8 protein-coding genes are annotated in these 18,812 nt (G+C 36.9%); 5 read left to right on the top strand and 3 right to left on the bottom strand.

Translation table 11 applies throughout. From position 1 onward, the window contains the following. Positions 1-48 precede the first annotated feature (48 nt). On the bottom strand, positions 49-498 hold the full coding sequence (locus tag HGC4_RS17700; RefSeq protein ID WP_050711470.1) for a GNAT family N-acetyltransferase: 450 nt from the start codon (positions 496-498) through the stop codon (positions 49-51). Positions 499-677: 179 nt separating this feature from the next. On the opposite strand from HGC4_RS17700, the gene HGC4_RS17695 reads away from it, so the two are divergent. Then, positions 678-1,484, top strand: coding sequence for an MBL fold metallo-hydrolase (locus tag HGC4_RS17695; protein ID WP_050711469.1), 807 nt, complete (start codon positions 678-680; stop codon positions 1,482-1,484). A gap of 91 nt (positions 1,485-1,575) precedes the next feature. Here the strand turns inward: HGC4_RS17695 and HGC4_RS18750 are convergent, their stop codons facing one another. Both HGC4_RS18750 and HGC4_RS17685 read right to left on the bottom strand, forming a co-directional pair. Next, the gene (locus HGC4_RS18750; protein WP_157258383.1) at positions 1,576-4,281 is read right to left on the bottom strand and encodes an endo-1,4-beta-xylanase; all 2,706 of its coding nucleotides are present in this window, start codon (positions 4,279-4,281) and stop codon (positions 1,576-1,578) included. Between the two features lie 268 nt (positions 4,282-4,549). Continuing rightward, positions 4,550-8,653, bottom strand: a complete 4,104-nt coding sequence (locus tag HGC4_RS17685) for a hybrid sensor histidine kinase/response regulator transcription factor (protein ID WP_050711468.1) — start codon at positions 8,651-8,653, stop codon at positions 4,550-4,552. Positions 8,654-9,113: 460 nt separating this feature from the next. Between HGC4_RS17685 and HGC4_RS17680 the strand changes: the two genes are divergently transcribed. From HGC4_RS17680 to HGC4_RS17665, 4 genes are all read left to right on the top strand, one after another. Beyond that, complete coding sequence (locus HGC4_RS17680; protein WP_050711467.1) at positions 9,114-12,170, top strand: SusC/RagA family TonB-linked outer membrane protein; 3,057 nt, start codon at positions 9,114-9,116, stop codon at positions 12,168-12,170. Between the two features lie 11 nt (positions 12,171-12,181). Beyond that, positions 12,182-14,137, top strand: coding sequence for a RagB/SusD family nutrient uptake outer membrane protein (locus tag HGC4_RS17675; protein ID WP_050711466.1), 1,956 nt, complete (start codon positions 12,182-12,184; stop codon positions 14,135-14,137). Between the two features lie 225 nt (positions 14,138-14,362). Continuing rightward, a complete protein-coding gene (locus HGC4_RS17670; protein WP_050711465.1) occupies positions 14,363-16,870 on the top strand; it encodes a glycosyl hydrolase 115 family protein in 2,508 nt (835 codons plus the stop codon). A gap of 6 nt (positions 16,871-16,876) precedes the next feature. Then, positions 16,877-18,811, top strand: a complete 1,935-nt coding sequence (locus HGC4_RS17665) for a sialate O-acetylesterase (RefSeq protein WP_199327724.1) — start codon at positions 16,877-16,879, stop codon at positions 18,809-18,811. Position 18,812: the final 1 nt, after the last annotated feature.

Below are 18,812 nucleotides of genomic sequence, written 5' to 3'. Positions count from 1 at the left end.
CGCATTTATCACTCCAGAAAGATCAATAGACAATCAAAATATCAATTATTAAATGAGATTTATATCTGAATCAAGCCTATATAAATCGAATCCTTCAGCCCAATAGTCCTTAACAACTTCTCGAAGTTTTAAGCCAAATTTTTCATAGAACGGATATACTAATTGTGATGTTCTTACCGAGACAATCTTCACTCCTTCAATTTCCTTTATCCTCTGAATTCTGAATTTAGTTAATGCACTTCCATAACCTTTACCTTGTCTTTGGGGATCAAAAATATCCCATGATATTTTGCCTGTCTCTCCATCTTCCGATAGATTAAAACCGCCGCATCCTACTATCACATTATCGTCTTCAATAACATAATAGTTGTCGGCATGATTATCTAAATAATCAATTAAGTCCTCTTCTTCCTCAAGCGAAAAATACTCGGGAGTATTTAACTTTAACAACTCTATTATCCGTTTCCTATCACTATCGGTGTGTTTCCTTATTATCATCTTCTTTTAATTTTAAGCTGAACTTTCAAAATTACATTTTTTAATTTTGTATTCGAAACACTTCTATAAATAACTATAAAGGAGTGTATCTTTAGGTGGAAAGCTCAACTTTTTAATCATAGATTCTTCAATTTTATATTTATTATATTTGCCATTATTTATCAGCTAAAAGCCTATTTATGAAATTAACAGTATTAGTAGATAATAACACTCTGATTGATCAGTACTATTGTGGCGAACCTGCTGTTTGCTATTATATTGAAGATAATGGGGTCAAGTTATTATTGGATGTTGGATATTCGGATGTATTCATAAAAAATGCAGAAGCTTTGCCTATTGACCTAAATGCTGTATCTACAATTGCTATTTCTCATGGGCACGATGATCATACTAGAGGATTAAAGTATTTATGCGAAAAAGTAGATCTTTCTAATACGAGAATAGTTGCTCACCCTTATGCTTTTAAAGAAAAAACATTCGAAAACGAATCTATAGGATCGCCTTTCACTGCTAAGCAATTAGAGAAACTTTGTAAGCTGACTTTATCAAAGACACCTCTTAAAATTAGCGATAATATTACTTTTCTGGGAGAAATCCCTACTTTAAATGATTTTGAAAAAAGACAACCAATAGGAGTATTAAAAGACTGCGGTTCTGAATCTGATGATTTATTGATGGACGATACTGCACTTGTCTATAAATGCGATGATGGAATATTTATTATTACAGGATGTTCACACAGTGGCATTTGCAATATTATTGAATATGCTAAACAAGTAACAGCAGAAGAGCGTATTATTGGTGTTATTGGAGGATTCCATTTATTTGATATCTCTCCTCAGCTTCTAAGTACTATCAAATATTTCGAAGAGAATAAGATTAAAGAATTATATCCCTGTCATTGTGTTTCCTTTAAAGCCAAGGCTGAAATAAATAAGCATATTTCGATTCACGAAGTAGGTGTAGGATTAAGAATCGAAATATAGTAAGACTAGCTTACCTGAGTAGCATTATAAAATAGGGAGTATTCAAATAGAATACCCCCTACTACCAAAAACATAAACCTCGAATTAACAATTAGAATTCCACTATATTCCAAAAACTTTGCTTCATATTTAGCTCATTATTAAAAATGAAGGGATAGTCATGTCTATTCGGTACAGGAAAATTGTGTAACCATGTATAGTTATCAGCCAGTCCCCAGAAAGTAACTCCTGTAATTTTCCCTCTATTAGCTCGGAAAACCTCGAATATCATTTTATAAATATCGGCTTGCTGTTTAGCCAACTCAGGTGTCCATGCACGAGTTTCTTTTACCTGTATTTTGGCTCCTTCACCATGATATGTGGTATAAACAGTAAGGTCTAATTCGGTAATCTGAATTTCAAGACCTAAAGACGAAAACATATCTATTGATTTCTGAATATCCTCGCGTGTAATATCCTGCATACTCCAATGCCCTTGCATGCCTACTCCCTGAATAGGTACACCTGCTTCCTTCAAACGTTTGAGCAATTTATAGGCTTTTTCTCGTTTCTGTGGTTGCACAAGATTATAATCGTTATAAAATAATTTTATATTGGGATTAATACGATGTGCTGTTCTAAAAGCTCGTTCTATAAAACCTTCGCCGCAAGCTTTATACCAAGGGCTATCTGTTCTGTAAAATTCATCGGGTTTATCAGATAATGCCTCGTTCACTACATCCCAGCAATATACATCGTTTTCGAAATGAGTCATAACATCTGTCATATACTTCTCCATACGATTATATAATTCGGTCGAATCTAACGGATTGCCCTTATCATCTAAGAAGAACCATTCGGGAGTCTGATTGTGCCAAACCAATGTATGTCCACGCAGTTTCATATTATTCTCTCGAGCAAAATGAGCTATACGATCTGCATTCTTGTAATTATATCCCCCACCCTTTACTAAGAGGTTTGATGGTTTCATATCATTTTCTGCTGTTATGCTATTGAAGTGTTTTTTTATCATAGCTGCTTCCTGACCTCTAAAGTGATTCATGGATACGGCTACTCCTATTAGAAAATCGTCCTTATATACATCTTTCAATGCAGGAATTATATTTGCCGAAGAAGCATACATTCCTATCATGGCACCCGTAAAGCCTCCCGCTGATTGTGTACTTAAATTTTTAGCATCCACATTTTCGGCAACTATTTGCCATGTCTTTCCTGCATCAAAAGAAGCAGAAAAGCTATATTTATCATTAACTCCTGTAACCTTTAATCGGACTGAGCTTTGTAAATATTCGTCTGGGATGGAAACCTGAGCAATACGCTTTCTTTCTTTTTCTGAACGATCCAAGACTAATATCTCTCTGTTATTATCTATCGTTTTTCCAAAAACAAAGTTGAATGCTTCGTTTTGATAACAGACCAATCCTGCCAGCTCGTGAGAACTTTTAGGTGTAAATTGTACTTCTGTTTCTGCTTCAAAAATAAGATGTTGCTGACGTCTACCTATAAAAGCAGGGTTATCTACATCATATATACTTCTAGGAATAGCATCTAATACAAGGTTGCCATCTTTTAAATGCCACCACTCACCGCGAGGTGTACGTATAGTTAACCACTCTTGTGCTAAAGTATTCAGTTGAAAATCATCTCTCCAAGTAAAATTACCTGAGAAAAAGTTTGTACCACTTGGGCTAAGTCCTTTTTTCTTCACAACTGTCGGAACAGGGATTTCTTTATCTAGTATAACAGGAAAGCCATCTTCCCATTTTACTGGCAATAAGAATGTTTCACGCCCCGTATTATAATAGTTTTCCTCATAAGGACGACATCCTAAGAATATAGCATACCATTCTCCATCGGGAGTTTCTATTAAATCAGCATGACCAACACTCGTTACTATATCCGGACGAGGTTCAGCCATACCCCGTTGGGTAAGAATAGGATTATTTTCATAAGGGACATACGTACCTTTTACATTATCTGCACGAAGTATTACTTCGGAGTGATTTACACTTGTGCCTCCTTCGGCAGCCATCAGATAATATTTACCTTTTACTTTATAAATATGAGGACCTTCTATCCAAACAGGTTTTGTGCTTCGATCTACACCTCCATCCAATAATAGTTTACGTTCTCCAAAAGTTTTGTCTGTTTCGGTATCGTAGTCATGTATCCAAATTGCTCTGTGCCCACTCCATTCAGGAGTTCCTGCAGGTGCATCATTATGTATAATGTATGCTTTGCCGTCATCGTCGAAAAATAAAGATGGATCTATGCCTCCCACATTAGGAAGCAATATAGGCTCAGACCAATTATTTAGCTGCGGGTCTTTCGTTTTCACTATAAAGTTGCCAATACCATCTACATTTGTTGTTATCATGTAGAAAGTATCGTTATACTTATTATATTGTATATCGGGTGCATATATTCCTCCTGACAATCTGATACCATCTAGATTTAATTGTGAAGGGCGATTCAAGACAAAACCAATTTGTGTCCAGTTCACTAAATCTGTACTGTGTAATATAGGTACGCCGGGGTAATACGAAAATGTAGAATGTACCATATAATAATCATTCCCTTTTCGACAGATACTCGGGTCGGGATAAAAACCGGTGACTATCGGATTAAAGTACTCACTCTTGGGGTCTATTTTTCGATTAAAACGGCTGTCATTTCCCCGATATTCAAAATAATCAAACTTAGCCTGATTAGTTTGTGCCAAGACTTTCGTATTTGCTAAAGGATTAAATTGAAAACCTATAGCAGTGACCAGTATTAGTTTTAAAATTTTCTGCATAACATTATAATAGTATGATGATATGCAAAAGTAGAACGAGTACAATAAGCACAAAAGAATATTTGTTACACATCCTTTTGAGCACGAAACCTCGGCTCTCTTTTTTGTAACATTTATTTTCCTCTTTGTTACAAATAAGGTCTCATACCTATTTGCTGCCAGGGTTTCTAAAATATTAAAGAAAGCTGTACCTCTAAAATGTAGTAATAAATAACAACATCCGGTTACGAGTTATAGTATTTAATATTCACAAATTAGGTTCAATATATCACTCAGATTCCTCAGAAGGATTCGAGTTAATATATTCAGAAGGCGATACACCATAAAACTCTTTGAATGAATTAGAAAAATGCGATAAATTGGAAAATCCCGTAGCATAAGCAACTTCCGAAACTGATAGCTTTTTACTTCTCAACAATGTAGCTGCTTGTTTTAGCCTTATGCCCCGAATAAAATCGCGAGCTGATTGGTTAGTCAATTCTTTTAATTTTCGGTGCATGTGCACACGGCTCATCCCAACACTGCTTGCAAGCATCTCCACATTCAAATCGGGATTAGAAAGATCTGCATTGATTACCTTCATTATTTTTTCTATCAAGATTTCGTCCGAAGACTTCATCTCTATCTTATCAATCTTATCATCCTGCTGCTGGCTTCCACTGAATTTGCTCTTCAATCGTTCGCGATTAGCTATCAAGTTACTTATAGTTTGTTTTAAGACATCCGTATTAAAGGGTTTTACAAGATACGCATCTGCACCTATTTCGAGTCCTTCGAGCCTGTCTTCGGTTTTCGACTTTGCTGTCAGCAAGATAATCGGGATATGATTTATATTGATATTCTGTTTTATCTTCCGACTTAAGGTTATGCCATCCATTTCGGGCATCATTACATCACTTATTACTAAATCGGGCTTTTCTCTCAGAATATATTCAAGGGCTTCTTTTCCATTCGGGCACTCTTTAATACGGTATTCTGAAGATAATTCATCTCTCATGTATTGTCTTATTTCATCTTCATCTTCTACAATTAGAATACGATATTTTGTCCTCGACTTGGTACGTTTATTTGTTTCTTCCTCAAATTCTTCCTCAAATTTATTATTTGTTTCTGCTCTGTTTATAGTACGGTTTTCAATCAACAATTCACTTTCTTCGAAAATTTGAAGTTCTTCCTGATTAAAATGAGTGTTTCCTAAAGGTATCCGAATTATAAAATGACTTCCTTGTCTGTCACTTCTATTTTCGGCATAAATAACCCCATGATGTAATTCTACCAACAAGCGTGAAAGATGCAGACCGATACCCGTTCCAAAATTAGAATTAGTCTGATCATTATTAATCTGATAGAAGCGTTCGAATATCTTTTCTATTTTATCTTTATCAACTCCAATACCCGTATCAGATACACTGATCTCAAAGTATTCTTTCAACGGTCCTCTGGTCGAAGAGTCTTTTCCCGCTGTTAGTTTTACAGTAATTTTTCCCTGTTCAGGTGTAAATTTAAAAGCATTCGAAAAAATATTCAACAGAACTTTATCAAAATTATTTAGGTCAATCCATACTTTCAGCAACTTGTCTTCATGCTCGAAAGTAAAATCTATTTTATTCTTTTTTGCCTGATATTCAAACGTAAGCATCAGATCTTCGATAAAGCCTACTATATCTGTTTCACGACATTTGAGCCTCATTTGTCCTTTATCCAATTTACGAATATCCATCAACTGATTGATTAGTCGAAGTATACGCTGCGAATTTCGATAAATCATCATATAGACTTTTTGCTTATCAATATCCTTATTCTCCGAAATTAATTTCTCCAGTGGGTTAATTATTAACGTCATAGGAGTTCTTATTTCATGCGAAATATTAATAAAGAACTGCAACTTGGCTTCGCTAATCTTTTCGGCATGATCCTTTTCCATTATTTCCTGCTTATGCCTAATCTTAGAAAAAAGATAGCCAACTATTCCATATATAACAAAGATGAATAATAATCCATAGCCAGCATATGCCCACACCGTTTTATACCAAGGAGGAGTAATCACAATACGAATAGTTTTAACAGGCGAATAGTTATCATTATCGTAAGCCCTTACTTTGAAAGTATAAGTACCCGAAGGCAGATTATTATATGTTACCCTACTAATTCCGGGAGAAGTACTCATCCACTCTGAATTTAAGCCTTCAATCATATATTGATACGATATACGCTCGGGATTAATAAAATCGAGAGTAGAAAACTCAAAACTAAAAGTGTTATCTGAATACGATAAAATAAACGAATCGGCATCTAAAACCGAAGTTGAAACTATTTCGCGACCTCCCGATTTATCCCCTTTTTTTATGGGTTGATTAAACAGATAGAAATTTGTTAACAGGAGATTTAACTCTCTTTTTTCTTCTACTATTTCTTTAGGCTCGAAGCTTGTCACTCCATTTATTCCTCCAAAAAATAGTGTCCCCTTGCTATCTTTAAATACTGCTCCTCTCGTAAATTCATTTCCTTGTAACCCGTCACTTGCATAATAATTAATGAAACGGTTGTCCTTACTATTAAATTTACTTATTCCATTGTAAGTGCTGATCCATATATTGTTTTGATCATCTTCTAAAATACCACATATCACATCGTTCGACAATCCGTCTTTCGTTGTGTACGATTTCATTTGCTGAGTTTGCTTATCGAAGCAATATAATCCAGACGAAGTCCCTATCCAAATTTTTCCAGCTTTGTCTTCCAACAACGAAAAAACAACAGTACCGGGTAATAAATTATTCTTACCAAAGTAAGAGAGGAATGTCTTTTTAGAAGGATCAAAACAACTTACACCTTTATAATGACCTATCCAAATTAAGCCTTCTTTATCACAAATCAGATAATTAACCCAATCGTTCGATAATTCATTAATAGCAAGGCTATCATTTTCCTGTTTAGATGATTCATAATGAATTACCTCTTTCCCTTCTTTATCTAACATGAAAAAGCCTGAACCGTATGTACCAATAAGTAAATTTTTATTTTTATCTTCCCTTATACAATATACCTTTTCTTTGCTAAAACGTTTAATGTAATCACAATGTCCCGTCTTCGAATTAAACTTAGCCAACCCATTAGTATATGAGCCCAACCACATATCGCCTGAAGAATCTTCGAAAATAGAATGTATAATATTAGGAACAGAGGTTGGAGAGGCTGTCTGATAAAAATGAGAAACCCTCACTCCCTTATTATTTATCCCGTAAATACCATCATTATCAGTACCTATCCATGTAATACCTTCTTTATCTTTATAAATTGCAGTAACACAACTTGATCCTATCGGATTATTTTTGAATGATTTGTATCCATAATAATTAAACTTATTCTCTAAAACCGGAATAAAAATAATGCCTTTCTGAAAAATCCCCAACCATAAATTCTGATCCTTATCTTGAAGAATAGAATGTATCTTCCCCTTTGAAAAGTCAAAAGGAGGAGAGTTTACTTCATAATCTTCTATTATATTTTTTTCCTTATTATACATCATCAACCCTTGTCCGTCAGTACCAATATATAGTTGATCTTGTTTGTTTATCATTAATGAGTTGACCAGTAATTGTGTATTGCCTTTATATAAAATAGGCTCGAAAGTTTGCATTCTCGGATTGTATTTGTTCAAACCCTGAGTAAGTGTACCTACATAAATATTCCCTTCTATATCTTCTTTAATAGCCGATATGTTGTTACTGCTAATATCGTGCGGAGCTTTAAACACAGTAGTCTTTTTTGTGCGCGGATCATAACAATTAAGTCCATCATTTTCAGAACCTATCCAGATATTAAACTCTGAGTCTTGAAAAATAGAATTGAGAAAACTGCTGCTAAGAGATTTATTTAATATGGGGTCAGACAAAAAATTATCAGTCCCTTTTTTCAGGATAAAAATACTTTGTCCTGATGTTGTCAGCCAAATATCACCATTATGAGTTTCGATAATAGAAATTATATGAGGACGAACGATCTTTCCATCACGATACATCTTTATGTCTTGAAACGAGTCGGTAGACCAATCATACTTCATTAACCCAACGATGGTTCCGACATAAAAATTGCCCGAACTATCTTCAAATAAAGTACGCACATAGTTATGCTTAAGCGAAGTAGAGTCTCCATCAATATGCTTATAGATAGTAAAGTTAATCCCATCAAATTTATTTAGACCATATTCTGTCGCAATCCATATAAAGCCTTTTTTATCTTGGTATATCTGATTGATAAGGCTATTAGATAACCCATTATCAGTAGAATAGTATTCTCGGTTTTGGGCTAATAATTCATTGCAAAATATAATGCTTAATGCTAGTAATATTAGAACAATTGTTTTTTTCATTTGTTAACACATTGGTTCATTTAAAACTTCCACAAGAAGCTCTATCTAACTTTATTATACAATAAAAGCTTATAGGATTGTGGATATTAGATCTATTAAGGGTACATAAATAGTATTTCTCCAAATATAAAGAATATTCTAAATACTAAGTCGAGAAATAATGCCTAAAATCTCGATAAATAAGGGTTATCGTACTATGAACAATAAGATGTAACATACACAAAACAAAATGTAACGAGTACATAAAATATGTTACAGCATCAAAATAATAAGATACATTTTACAAGGGGCAATAGTTTATTTATTCATAATTTCGAAACGTCACAAAAAATGTTAAATAATTTAAATCTAAATCTTCAAAATGAGTACAAATGCCGCAAGCATATTTTAGAATTTCTATTCATTAAATACCAAAGAAAAAAAGAGTAACCTCTGAATTACTAATTTTATTACCAACATCATGAAAGACATTATTATCACGAAACCCATTCGGGTTTTATTATTATTTCTCTTTATTCCACTGTGGTTGTCTGCACAAAATATATCCGTAAAAGGAGTTGTGAAAGATGCCCAAGGTGATCCTATTATAGGAGTAAGTGTGGTAGAAAAAGGCACAGCTAATGGTATTGTCACCGATTTGGAAGGACAATACACCCTGAATGTTTCCTCTAAAGCTAAACTTGACTTTTCTTATTTAGGGTATATCACCCAAACAGTCGATGTCTCAGGAAAAACCAAAATTGATGTCATGCTACAAGAAAATACACAAGTATTAGATCAAGTAGTGGTTATCGGTTATGGTACTCAACGCAAAGAGGCTGTAACAGGTTCAGTGGCTTCCATAAAAGGAGATGCCATAAAGGAAATGGCAGCCACCGATGTTTCATCGGCTCTATATGGTCGCCTTGCCGGAGTAGACATGTCTCAAACCTCATCTAAACCAGGTTCGCCCATGCAAATTCGTATTCGTGGTACACGTTCTCTTAATGCAAGTAATGATCCACTAATTGTATTGGATGGAATTCCGTTTCCAGGATCTATAAGTGACATTAACCCCAGTGACATTAAGAGTATCGACATTCTAAAGGATGCCTCATCAACAGCCATTTACGGTTCTCGTGGAGCAAATGGAGTTTTAATGATCACTACTAACAAGGGGCTAGCAGGAGCTAAAGCATCGGTATCTTACAATGGATTTGTCGGAATGAAAACTCTTTTTGCCAAATATCCGATGATGAATGGACAAGAGTATGTAAAACTTCGTGAATTTGCCGGAAAATACCAAAATGGACCTGACGAATTGAATGATGTAAATACCGATTGGCAAGATCTATTATATCAAAACAGTATGGTAACCAATCACGATTTGAGCATCTTAGGTGGTACTGAACAAGGCAGTTATAATTTCAGCCTTGGCTATTTACGTGATGAAGCCTTAATACCTCAACAAAATTTTACCCGCTATTCAATGCGAGGTACACTTGATCAGGCAATAGGTAAGAGTTTGAAATTTGGGTTTATTACAAATAATAACTATTCTGTCTCCAATGGAGGTAATTTGGGTACATACGGTAGCTTAAGTCTTACACCAATCTCCAACCCTTATAATGCAGACGGTACGTGGAAAAGAACCGTAAAAATGGCAGCTGACGAACAGTGGGCATATTCAAGAGATGCGATAGATGCCCTAGGTGACAAATGGATAGATCAAGGTAGAGCATTTGGCTCATACAATACAGTATATGGTGAAGTAAAAATTCCGGGTGTAGAAGGATTGAAATACCGACTAAACTTAGGTTTAAACTATCGCCAAAACAATACAGGAAGTTATACGGGAGAAGGTGTATTTAGTTACGATCCAACCAATCCTTCAACAGCAACCATCTCTAATTCACATACAACTAACTGGGCAGTCGAAAATCTAGTGACTTACGACCGCATCTTTGCAGAAAAACACTCGTTAAATGTTGTAGCATTATACTCAGCTGAAGAGACTCAATATAACAAATCTCAAATGTCGGCAAAGGGTATTCCTGATGATGCCTTCCAGTTTTACAATTTGGGACAAGCTACAGGAGAAATTACAGTAAGTCCTGCCAATCAAGGATATTACCAAAGCGGTTTGATGTCATGGATGGGACGTGCGATGTACTCTTATGACGATCGTTATATGGTGAGTTTGGCATTTAGATCTGATGCTTCCTCAAGATTAGCTCCTGGTAATAAATGGCATACTTATCCTGCTGTATCTGCAGGTTGGAATATCAAAAAAGAGGCCTTTATGGATGGTGTTACATGGATGGATAATCTAAAGTTAAGAGTTGGATACGGACAAACTTCGAATGAATCTATCGATTCTTACAAAACCCTTGGACTTCTAAGTACCAGACCTTATAATTTTGGTAATGAAAATACAGTCGGATATTATGTTTCTGAACTACCAAATCAAAATTTAGGTTGGGAATATTCTGAAACATGGAACTATGGTGTCGATTTTTCATTCCTAAATGGCAGAATCTCGGGAAGTGCTGAATATTATGTACAGAACACTAAAGATATTTTGTTGAGAGTCAATCTACCTTCAACAACAGGTGTAGGCAGTTATATGGCTAATGTGGGAAAATCTCAAAATAAAGGATTTGAACTTACACTTAATGGAACCATATTAGATAATAGCAATGGTTGGACATGGGATCTTGGTATTAATCTATATACTAACCGAAACAAATTGGTTGCACTTGCTTCGGGACAAACAACAGATGAAAATAACTGGTGGTTTGTGGGACATCCCATTAACGTAATATACGATTATGAGAAAATAGGTCTTTGGCAGGAAGAAGACAAATACCGTGATATTCTCGAACCGGGAGGAAATGCAGGTATGGTTAAAGTAAAATATACCGGCGAGTTTAACGAAGACGGTTCACCCAAGAGAGCGATTAATGCCAGTGACAGACAAATCATAGATGTAAATCCTGATTTTCAGGGAGGTTTCAATACCCGCGTAGCTTATAAAGGATTCGATTTTAACGTCATAGGAGCATTCCAAAGAGGTGGAACCCTTATTAGTTCCCTCTATTCTTCAACAGGATATCTCAATATGTTGAACGGACGAAGAGGAAACGTGAAAGTAGATTATTGGACTCCCGAAAATACAGATGCTAAATATCCTAAACCTGGAGGAATAACAAGTAACGATAATCCTAAGTATGGTACTACCCTCGGTTATTTCGATGCAACGTATCTCAAAGTACGTAATATTACATTAGGATACACTTTCAATCCTCAATTATCTAAAAAATTAGGTGTTAATAAACTATATGTTTATTCTACAATACAGAATCCGTTTGTCCTATTTTCGCCCTATTATGATGAGTCGGGAATGGATCCAGAAACAAACTCTCTGGGTAACGAAAATCAAGCAGTTACCACCGGATACCAAAAACGTCTTCTGGTTATAGGAACAAACACCCCTTCGACCCGTAACTTTTTGATAGGCTTAAATCTAACATTCTAAAAAAGACCGATATGAAACGAACAGATATAAAAAAATATATAGCGACACTCCTTTTAGCATCTCTCTTTACAGGGTGTTCCGATATTTTGAACGAAACTCCACGTGGTATTTATACTCCCGAATATTTTAAAACCGAAAAGGGTGTTATAGGGGGAATAACCTCGCTATATGGAAATCTACGCTACGTATATGGAAATGGCTATTGGCTGATAGCCTGTGAAGCCGGAACTGATGAATATACATACGGCAGTCTCGGAGATAATAACTCCAAGGATATGGACCTCTCAGGAGCAGGATCGTTGAATCCTTCCAGTAGTCGTTCCGATGTTCTATGGGGAAGAGCATACTCCGATATCAACACAGCCAGTGGTATTATTGAAAATGGCGCCCAAATAGAAACTATTTCAAAAGCATTAATTGCGGAGGCTAGGTTTTTCAGAGCGTTTGATTATTTTACATTGGTACAAACTTTTGGAGGAGTGCCTCTTGATTTAGGAGCAGGTGAATTGAAGTTCAACACTTCCACTTCTCGAACTTCTGTCCGCAATACTGTTCCTGAAGTATATACTAAGGCAGTATTTCCAGACTTGCTTACCGCAATAACCGATTTACCTGACAACGGACGTGTTACCGGAGGTGTTACCAAAACTTTAGCTCGTTTATACTTAGCAAAAGCTTATCTGACTTATGGTTGGTGGCTCGAAAACCCCAAGAACATACCTACTTATCCGGAGACTCCAAGAACAGATCCTGATGGACACAATGCACAATGGTATTATCAGGAAGCTTATAATATAGCTACAGCAGCCATTGCCAATCCCGGTCCTTTCGGCTTGCAACAAACATATTATGATGTTAATCTGGCACAAAACGACCGTAATAAGGAAATGCTGTTATATGCAGATCATACCGAATCGAGCGAATATTACGATGGAGAGCAAAGCCACTCATATAACACCGGAGGATCTCCTGGAAACTTTGCTGTTTGGATGGCTACATGGGATTATACTGGTCTCGAAAGTGCCACTACAGCCGATTGGGCAGGAGCTAAAATAAGATCTGTTCAACGTGAAGCAGCTCAAGCCTACGGACGTCCATGGACACGTATAGCACCTACCATCGATGTAGTGACAAAGACTTTTACTGATAAGGCTATTGATTCTCGTTACGATGGTACATTTGTAACTTCTTTCCGTGCCAACTGGAACAAAGCGGGGGTGAAAAATGAGGTTCTTTACAATGCAAATGGCATGCCTGTATATCCGGGTGATGCAATCCTTACTATACTTGATGAAGAACCAACGACGCCTATAGATTACTCTAATTCTGTCTACAAAAGCAATGTTGGTGCAGGCGTATTGCCCGGTAGATCCGATTTTGTGATAGCACCAAGCGGCATAAGTAGATATGCCTTTCCAAATCTTTGGAAACTGGGTACTTATCGTACAGACAATGGCACCGGACTCGGACAACCCAATGGTAGTATCACCCGTCCTTTCCCTATTGCCAAGTTCTCCGAACTTTATTTGGTAGCAGCCGAAGCTGCTGTAAAAGGAGCAACTACAACAGCGGGACAAAGTGCCCGAGAACTGGTTAATGTGCTTAGAGCCCGTGCCGGTAAGTGGAATTGGAGTAACAACGGTAATATGGCTAAAGTACAGGATAATAGTGCAGCAATGATAGCAGCAACTCCCGCCACAATAACTATTGACTATATCTTAGCTGAACGTTCACGCGAGTTCTTTGGCGAAGGCTATCGCTGGTGGGATTTAGTACGTACTCAAAAATGGAGCGAACTTGCTTCGACTTTTGAAATTTGCGGAACTACTCCCGGAGATCATACACCTAAAAAAGGTACCAGAAATATTCAACCCTATCTCTATTTACGACCTATTCCTACAGGTCAGATAGATGGTATGGAAATGAGTGCTGCCGATAAAGCAGCTTATCAGAATCCGGGTTATTAATAAATCATGGAGATCAGCCGGACGATTCGGTTCGTCCGGCTGATTTCTCATTACATAAAGAATATAATACATGAAAATAAAGTATATTGTCTTACTTTATTAAATTGAAACAGAAGTTATTGATGAAGTCAAATTTAAGGAAGGAATCAAGGCTCACATTTCTGTATCTCAATAAAGGAGTGTAGTATTCAATATGTAAAATTGTATGATTATAAATAGAAAACTATGGCTAAAAGAAATTTATACCTGATCATATTTTTACAGCTTCTTATTTTCTCGAATACAATATCTGCTTTTGACAAAGAGCAGTTTGTATTCACTCAGAAGAATGCCTCTTACTTTCCTTTAGCTATTGATGGAAAGCCTGCATCTATACTTACAGATGATACGGATTACAAAGGTGTACTGCGTGCAGTAAACGATTTTAAAGAAGATTTACGAAAAGTAACGGGAAATATTCCTTCATCGGAAGCTACGAAGTTTTCTGTAATTATCGGCACTGTCGGTCAATCGTCAATTATTGATAATCTGATACAGGAAGGAAAAATAGAAGCTAAAGACCTTACAGGAAAGAACGAAAAGTACATTATAGAAACAGTACAGAATCCCACCGACGGAATAGATGCCGCTTTAGTTATCGCAGGCAGCGACAAACGAGGTACAATATACGGTATTTACGAATTATCGGCACAGATAGGCGTCTCGCCGTGGTACTACTGGGCAGATGTACCTGTCGAAAACAAGAAAGATTTATATGTAAAACCGGGCACATACACCGAAGGAGAACCCGCCGTTCAGTATCGGGGCATTTTCTTAAATGACGAAGCTCCTGCCTTAACAGGATGGAGTAAAGCTACTTTCGGAGGATACAATCATCAATTTTATGAGAAAGTATTTGAGTTGATTCTTCGCTTAAAGGGTAATTTTCTCTGGCCTGCCATGTGGGGAAGTGCATTTTATGATGATGACCCTCTTAATGGACCAACAGCCGATGAGTTCGGGATTGTAATAAGTACTTCGCATCACGAACCAATGGGGCGTGCTCATGCCGAATGGAGCAGATACGGAAAGGGTGCTTGGAATTACGACAAAAATCAAAAGATATTACAGGAATTTTGGAGGGAAGGTATCGAACGTATGAAAAACTGGGAAAACATAGTAACAGTGGGCATGCGTGGCGATGGAGACGAACCCATGAGCGAAGAAAGCAATGTTACCCTGCTTCAAAAGATAGTGAAAGATCAACGAAATATTATATCGAAAGTTACAGGTAAAAAAGCGGAAACCGTGCCACAAGTATGGGCTTTATACAAAGAAGTACAAGACTATTATGACAAAGGAATGCGTGTACCTGATGATATTACTCTTTTGCTGTGCGATGACAATTGGGGAAATGTACGCAAGCTTCCCGACCTGAATGCTCCCAAACGTAAAGGCGGATATGGTATGTATTATCATTTCGATTATGTAGGTGGACCTCGTAATTATAAATGGATAAATGTCAGCCAAGTCCAACGTATCTGGGAACAAATGAACCTGACTTATCAATATGGTGTTGATAAAATATGGATCGTAAACGTAGGCGATCTTAAACCGATGGAATATCCGATCAGTTTCTTTTTGGATATGGCTTGGAATCCCAATCGGTTCAATGCAGATAATCTCTTACAGCATACCGAAAAATGGTCTGCACAACAGTTTGGAGAAAAATATAGTAAAGAGTCAGCTCGTCTGATAAATCTCTATACAAAATACAATCGCAGGGTTACTCCTGAATTGTTGAATGAGAAGACATACAGTCTCGAAAATTACAATGAATTCGAAACCGTAGTTAACGATTACAGAAATCTGGTTATAGATGCCATGCGTTTATACAATGTGATTCCTAATAATTACAAAGATGCTTTCGATCAATTGGTATTATTCCCTATCAATACCTGCTCCAATCTATATGAAATGTATTTTGCTGTTGCTAAGAATCGTTTTTATGCCGAGAAACAAGACGTTCAGGCAAATTATTGGGCAGATAAGGCTAAAGAATGTTTCGAGAGGGATTCGCTTTTGACCGTACATTACAACGAGAATATCTCAGGTGGTAAATGGGCACATATGATGGATCAAGTCCGTATCGGATATACTTATTGGCAGCAACCCAAAGAAAGCGTGATGCCTCATGTCGAGTACATAATGTCAACCATGGAATACAAAGAAAAAGTATTCTCCGAAGCAGACGGATATGTATCTATTGAAGCTGAACATTTTACCCGTCTACAAGATGGCAATAGCATATCGTGGAAAGTGATTCCCGATTTCGGAAAAACTCTTTCGGGAATTACCACTTTCCCTGTAACAGTTTCTCCCAAAGAAGGCGATAATGTATATCTTGAATACGATATGGATCTGACAAGTACAGGTGAGGCACGGTTGATTGTGTTGCTCTCTCCCACCCTCAACTTTAATTCGAATAAAGGGTTACGATATGCTGTATCTATTGATGGAGGTGAAGAACAAATAGTCAATTTCAATCAGACATATACTGAAAAGGAAAGAGAAGTTTGGGTTGCCAACAGCATTATCGAATCGGTTACAAACCATCGGATTGACAAGGCGGGATTGCATACCATACGATTCAGAATATTAGATCCGGGAATTGTCTTACAAAAAGTAATGCTCGATTTAGGAGGTTTAAAAACCAGTTACTTAGGTGCTCCTGAAAGTAAGGTCAAAAAATAGAATGAGATGAAAATCATAAAAAAACACATATCAATAAGGAAGGTAGCATTTATAATGCTACTCACCTTACTATGTACTGTTTCGGGCAGAGCATCGGTAAAACTCCCCGTCCTGATTAGTGATGGTATGGTTTTACAGCGAGATACAGAGCTAAAACTTTGGGGATGGGCATCTGAGAACGAAAGCATTGAAATTAGTTTTTTGAATAAGTCATATAAGACTACCGCTGACTCAAATGGGAAATGGGAAGTCTCACTTCCTCCTCAACAGGCAGGAGGTCCTTATCAGATGCAGATAAATGATATTTCTATCCATGATATCTTGATTGGTGATGTCTGGCTGTGTTCGGGGCAATCGAATATGGAAATTCCGATCCGCAGGGTATTGGATTTATATCAACAGGAAGTCAGTCAGATAAATAATCCTTATATCCGACATTTAAAAGTTCCTCTAAACTACAACTTTGAAAAGACGAATGATGACCTTAATGGCGGTTCGTGGAAATCGGCAACGCCTGAAAATATACTAGATATTTCGGCAGTAGCTTACTTCTTTGCCAAAGAATTATACGATAAATATAAAGTTCCGATAGGATTACTCAACTCGAGTGCAGGAGGCTCGCCCATCGAAGCCTGGCTTAGCAAAGATGCTTTGAAAGAATTTCCGTCCGATTTACAAACAGCCGAGCAATTTGCTCAAGTCGGTTACATAGATAGTATCAAAGCTCAGGAGAAAAAAATCGCAAATCAATGGTATTCTACTTTAAATCAGAAAGACAAAGGTATATCCGATTGGTTTAAAAGTGATTTGAATACATTCGATTGGGGAACAATCAATTTACCCGGATATTGGGTTGATAAAAGAATCGGAAATATAAACGGTTCATTTTGGTTTCGCAAAGATTTTGAACTTCCGGCTTCAACGGTCGGTAAACCTGCCGTACTTCGTTTAGGTTGTATTGTGGATAGCGATTCGGCATATATCAATGGCAAATTTGTGGGAACAACCTCCTATCAATATCCTCCACGTATTTATACTATTCCTTTGGGGATTCTCCATGAAGGGAAAAATTCAGTAGCAGTACGTGTTATTAACTCCATAGGAAAAGGCGGATTTGTAGAAGACAAACCATATCAAGTTATTGTTGGGGATGAATCCATTGACCTGACAGGAGAATGGAAATATAAATTAGGGGCAGAAATGAAACCTTTAGCTCCACAGACCTTTTTTCAGTATAAACCCATGGGGCTCTACAATGGCATGATAGCTCCGGTAATTGATTATCCTATCAAAGGTGTGATCTGGTATCAAGGTGAAGCAAATACATCCAAACCCACTGAATATAGTGCCCTGCTTTCGGCATTAATCACTGATTGGCGGATGAAATGGAACAGAGCTGATTTACCATTTATTTTAGCACAGCTTCCCAACTTTATGATGGCTAAAAAACAGCCTTCCGAGAGCAATTGGGCAATGTTACGAGAAGCACAATCAAAAGTTTTAGAGATTCCAAATACAGGGATGACTGTTAATATAGATTTGGGAGAATGGAACGACATTCATCCTTTAAATAAAAAAGAAGTTGGACACCGTTTGGCTCTCTGCGCAATGAAAATCGCTTACGGTGATAAAAAGATCATAAGTTCAGCACCTCGATACAATAGCATGGTTGTGGATGGCAGTAAAATAACCCTTTCGTTTACTGAGATTGGAAACGGTTTTGCCTCTACTGAAAAACTCAAAGGCTTTGCTGTTGCAGGAAAAGACAAACAATTTGTTTGGGCAGATGCTAAAACTGAAGGGGATAAAGTGATTGTATGGAGTGACAAAGTGAAGAGTCCTCTTGCTGTCAGATATGCTTGGGCAGACAATCCCGAAGGAGCTAACTTACGGAATAAAGAAGGTCTACCCTCTAGTCCCTTCAGAACAGATAATTGGTAAG

It is taken from the genome of Dysgonomonas sp. HGC4, from assembly GCF_001261715.1.
Lineage (GTDB): Bacteria > Bacteroidota > Bacteroidia > Bacteroidales > Dysgonomonadaceae > Dysgonomonas_A.
The sequence above is the reverse complement of the archived record's forward strand: the minus strand, read 5'-3'. Positions and strand labels throughout refer to the sequence as shown.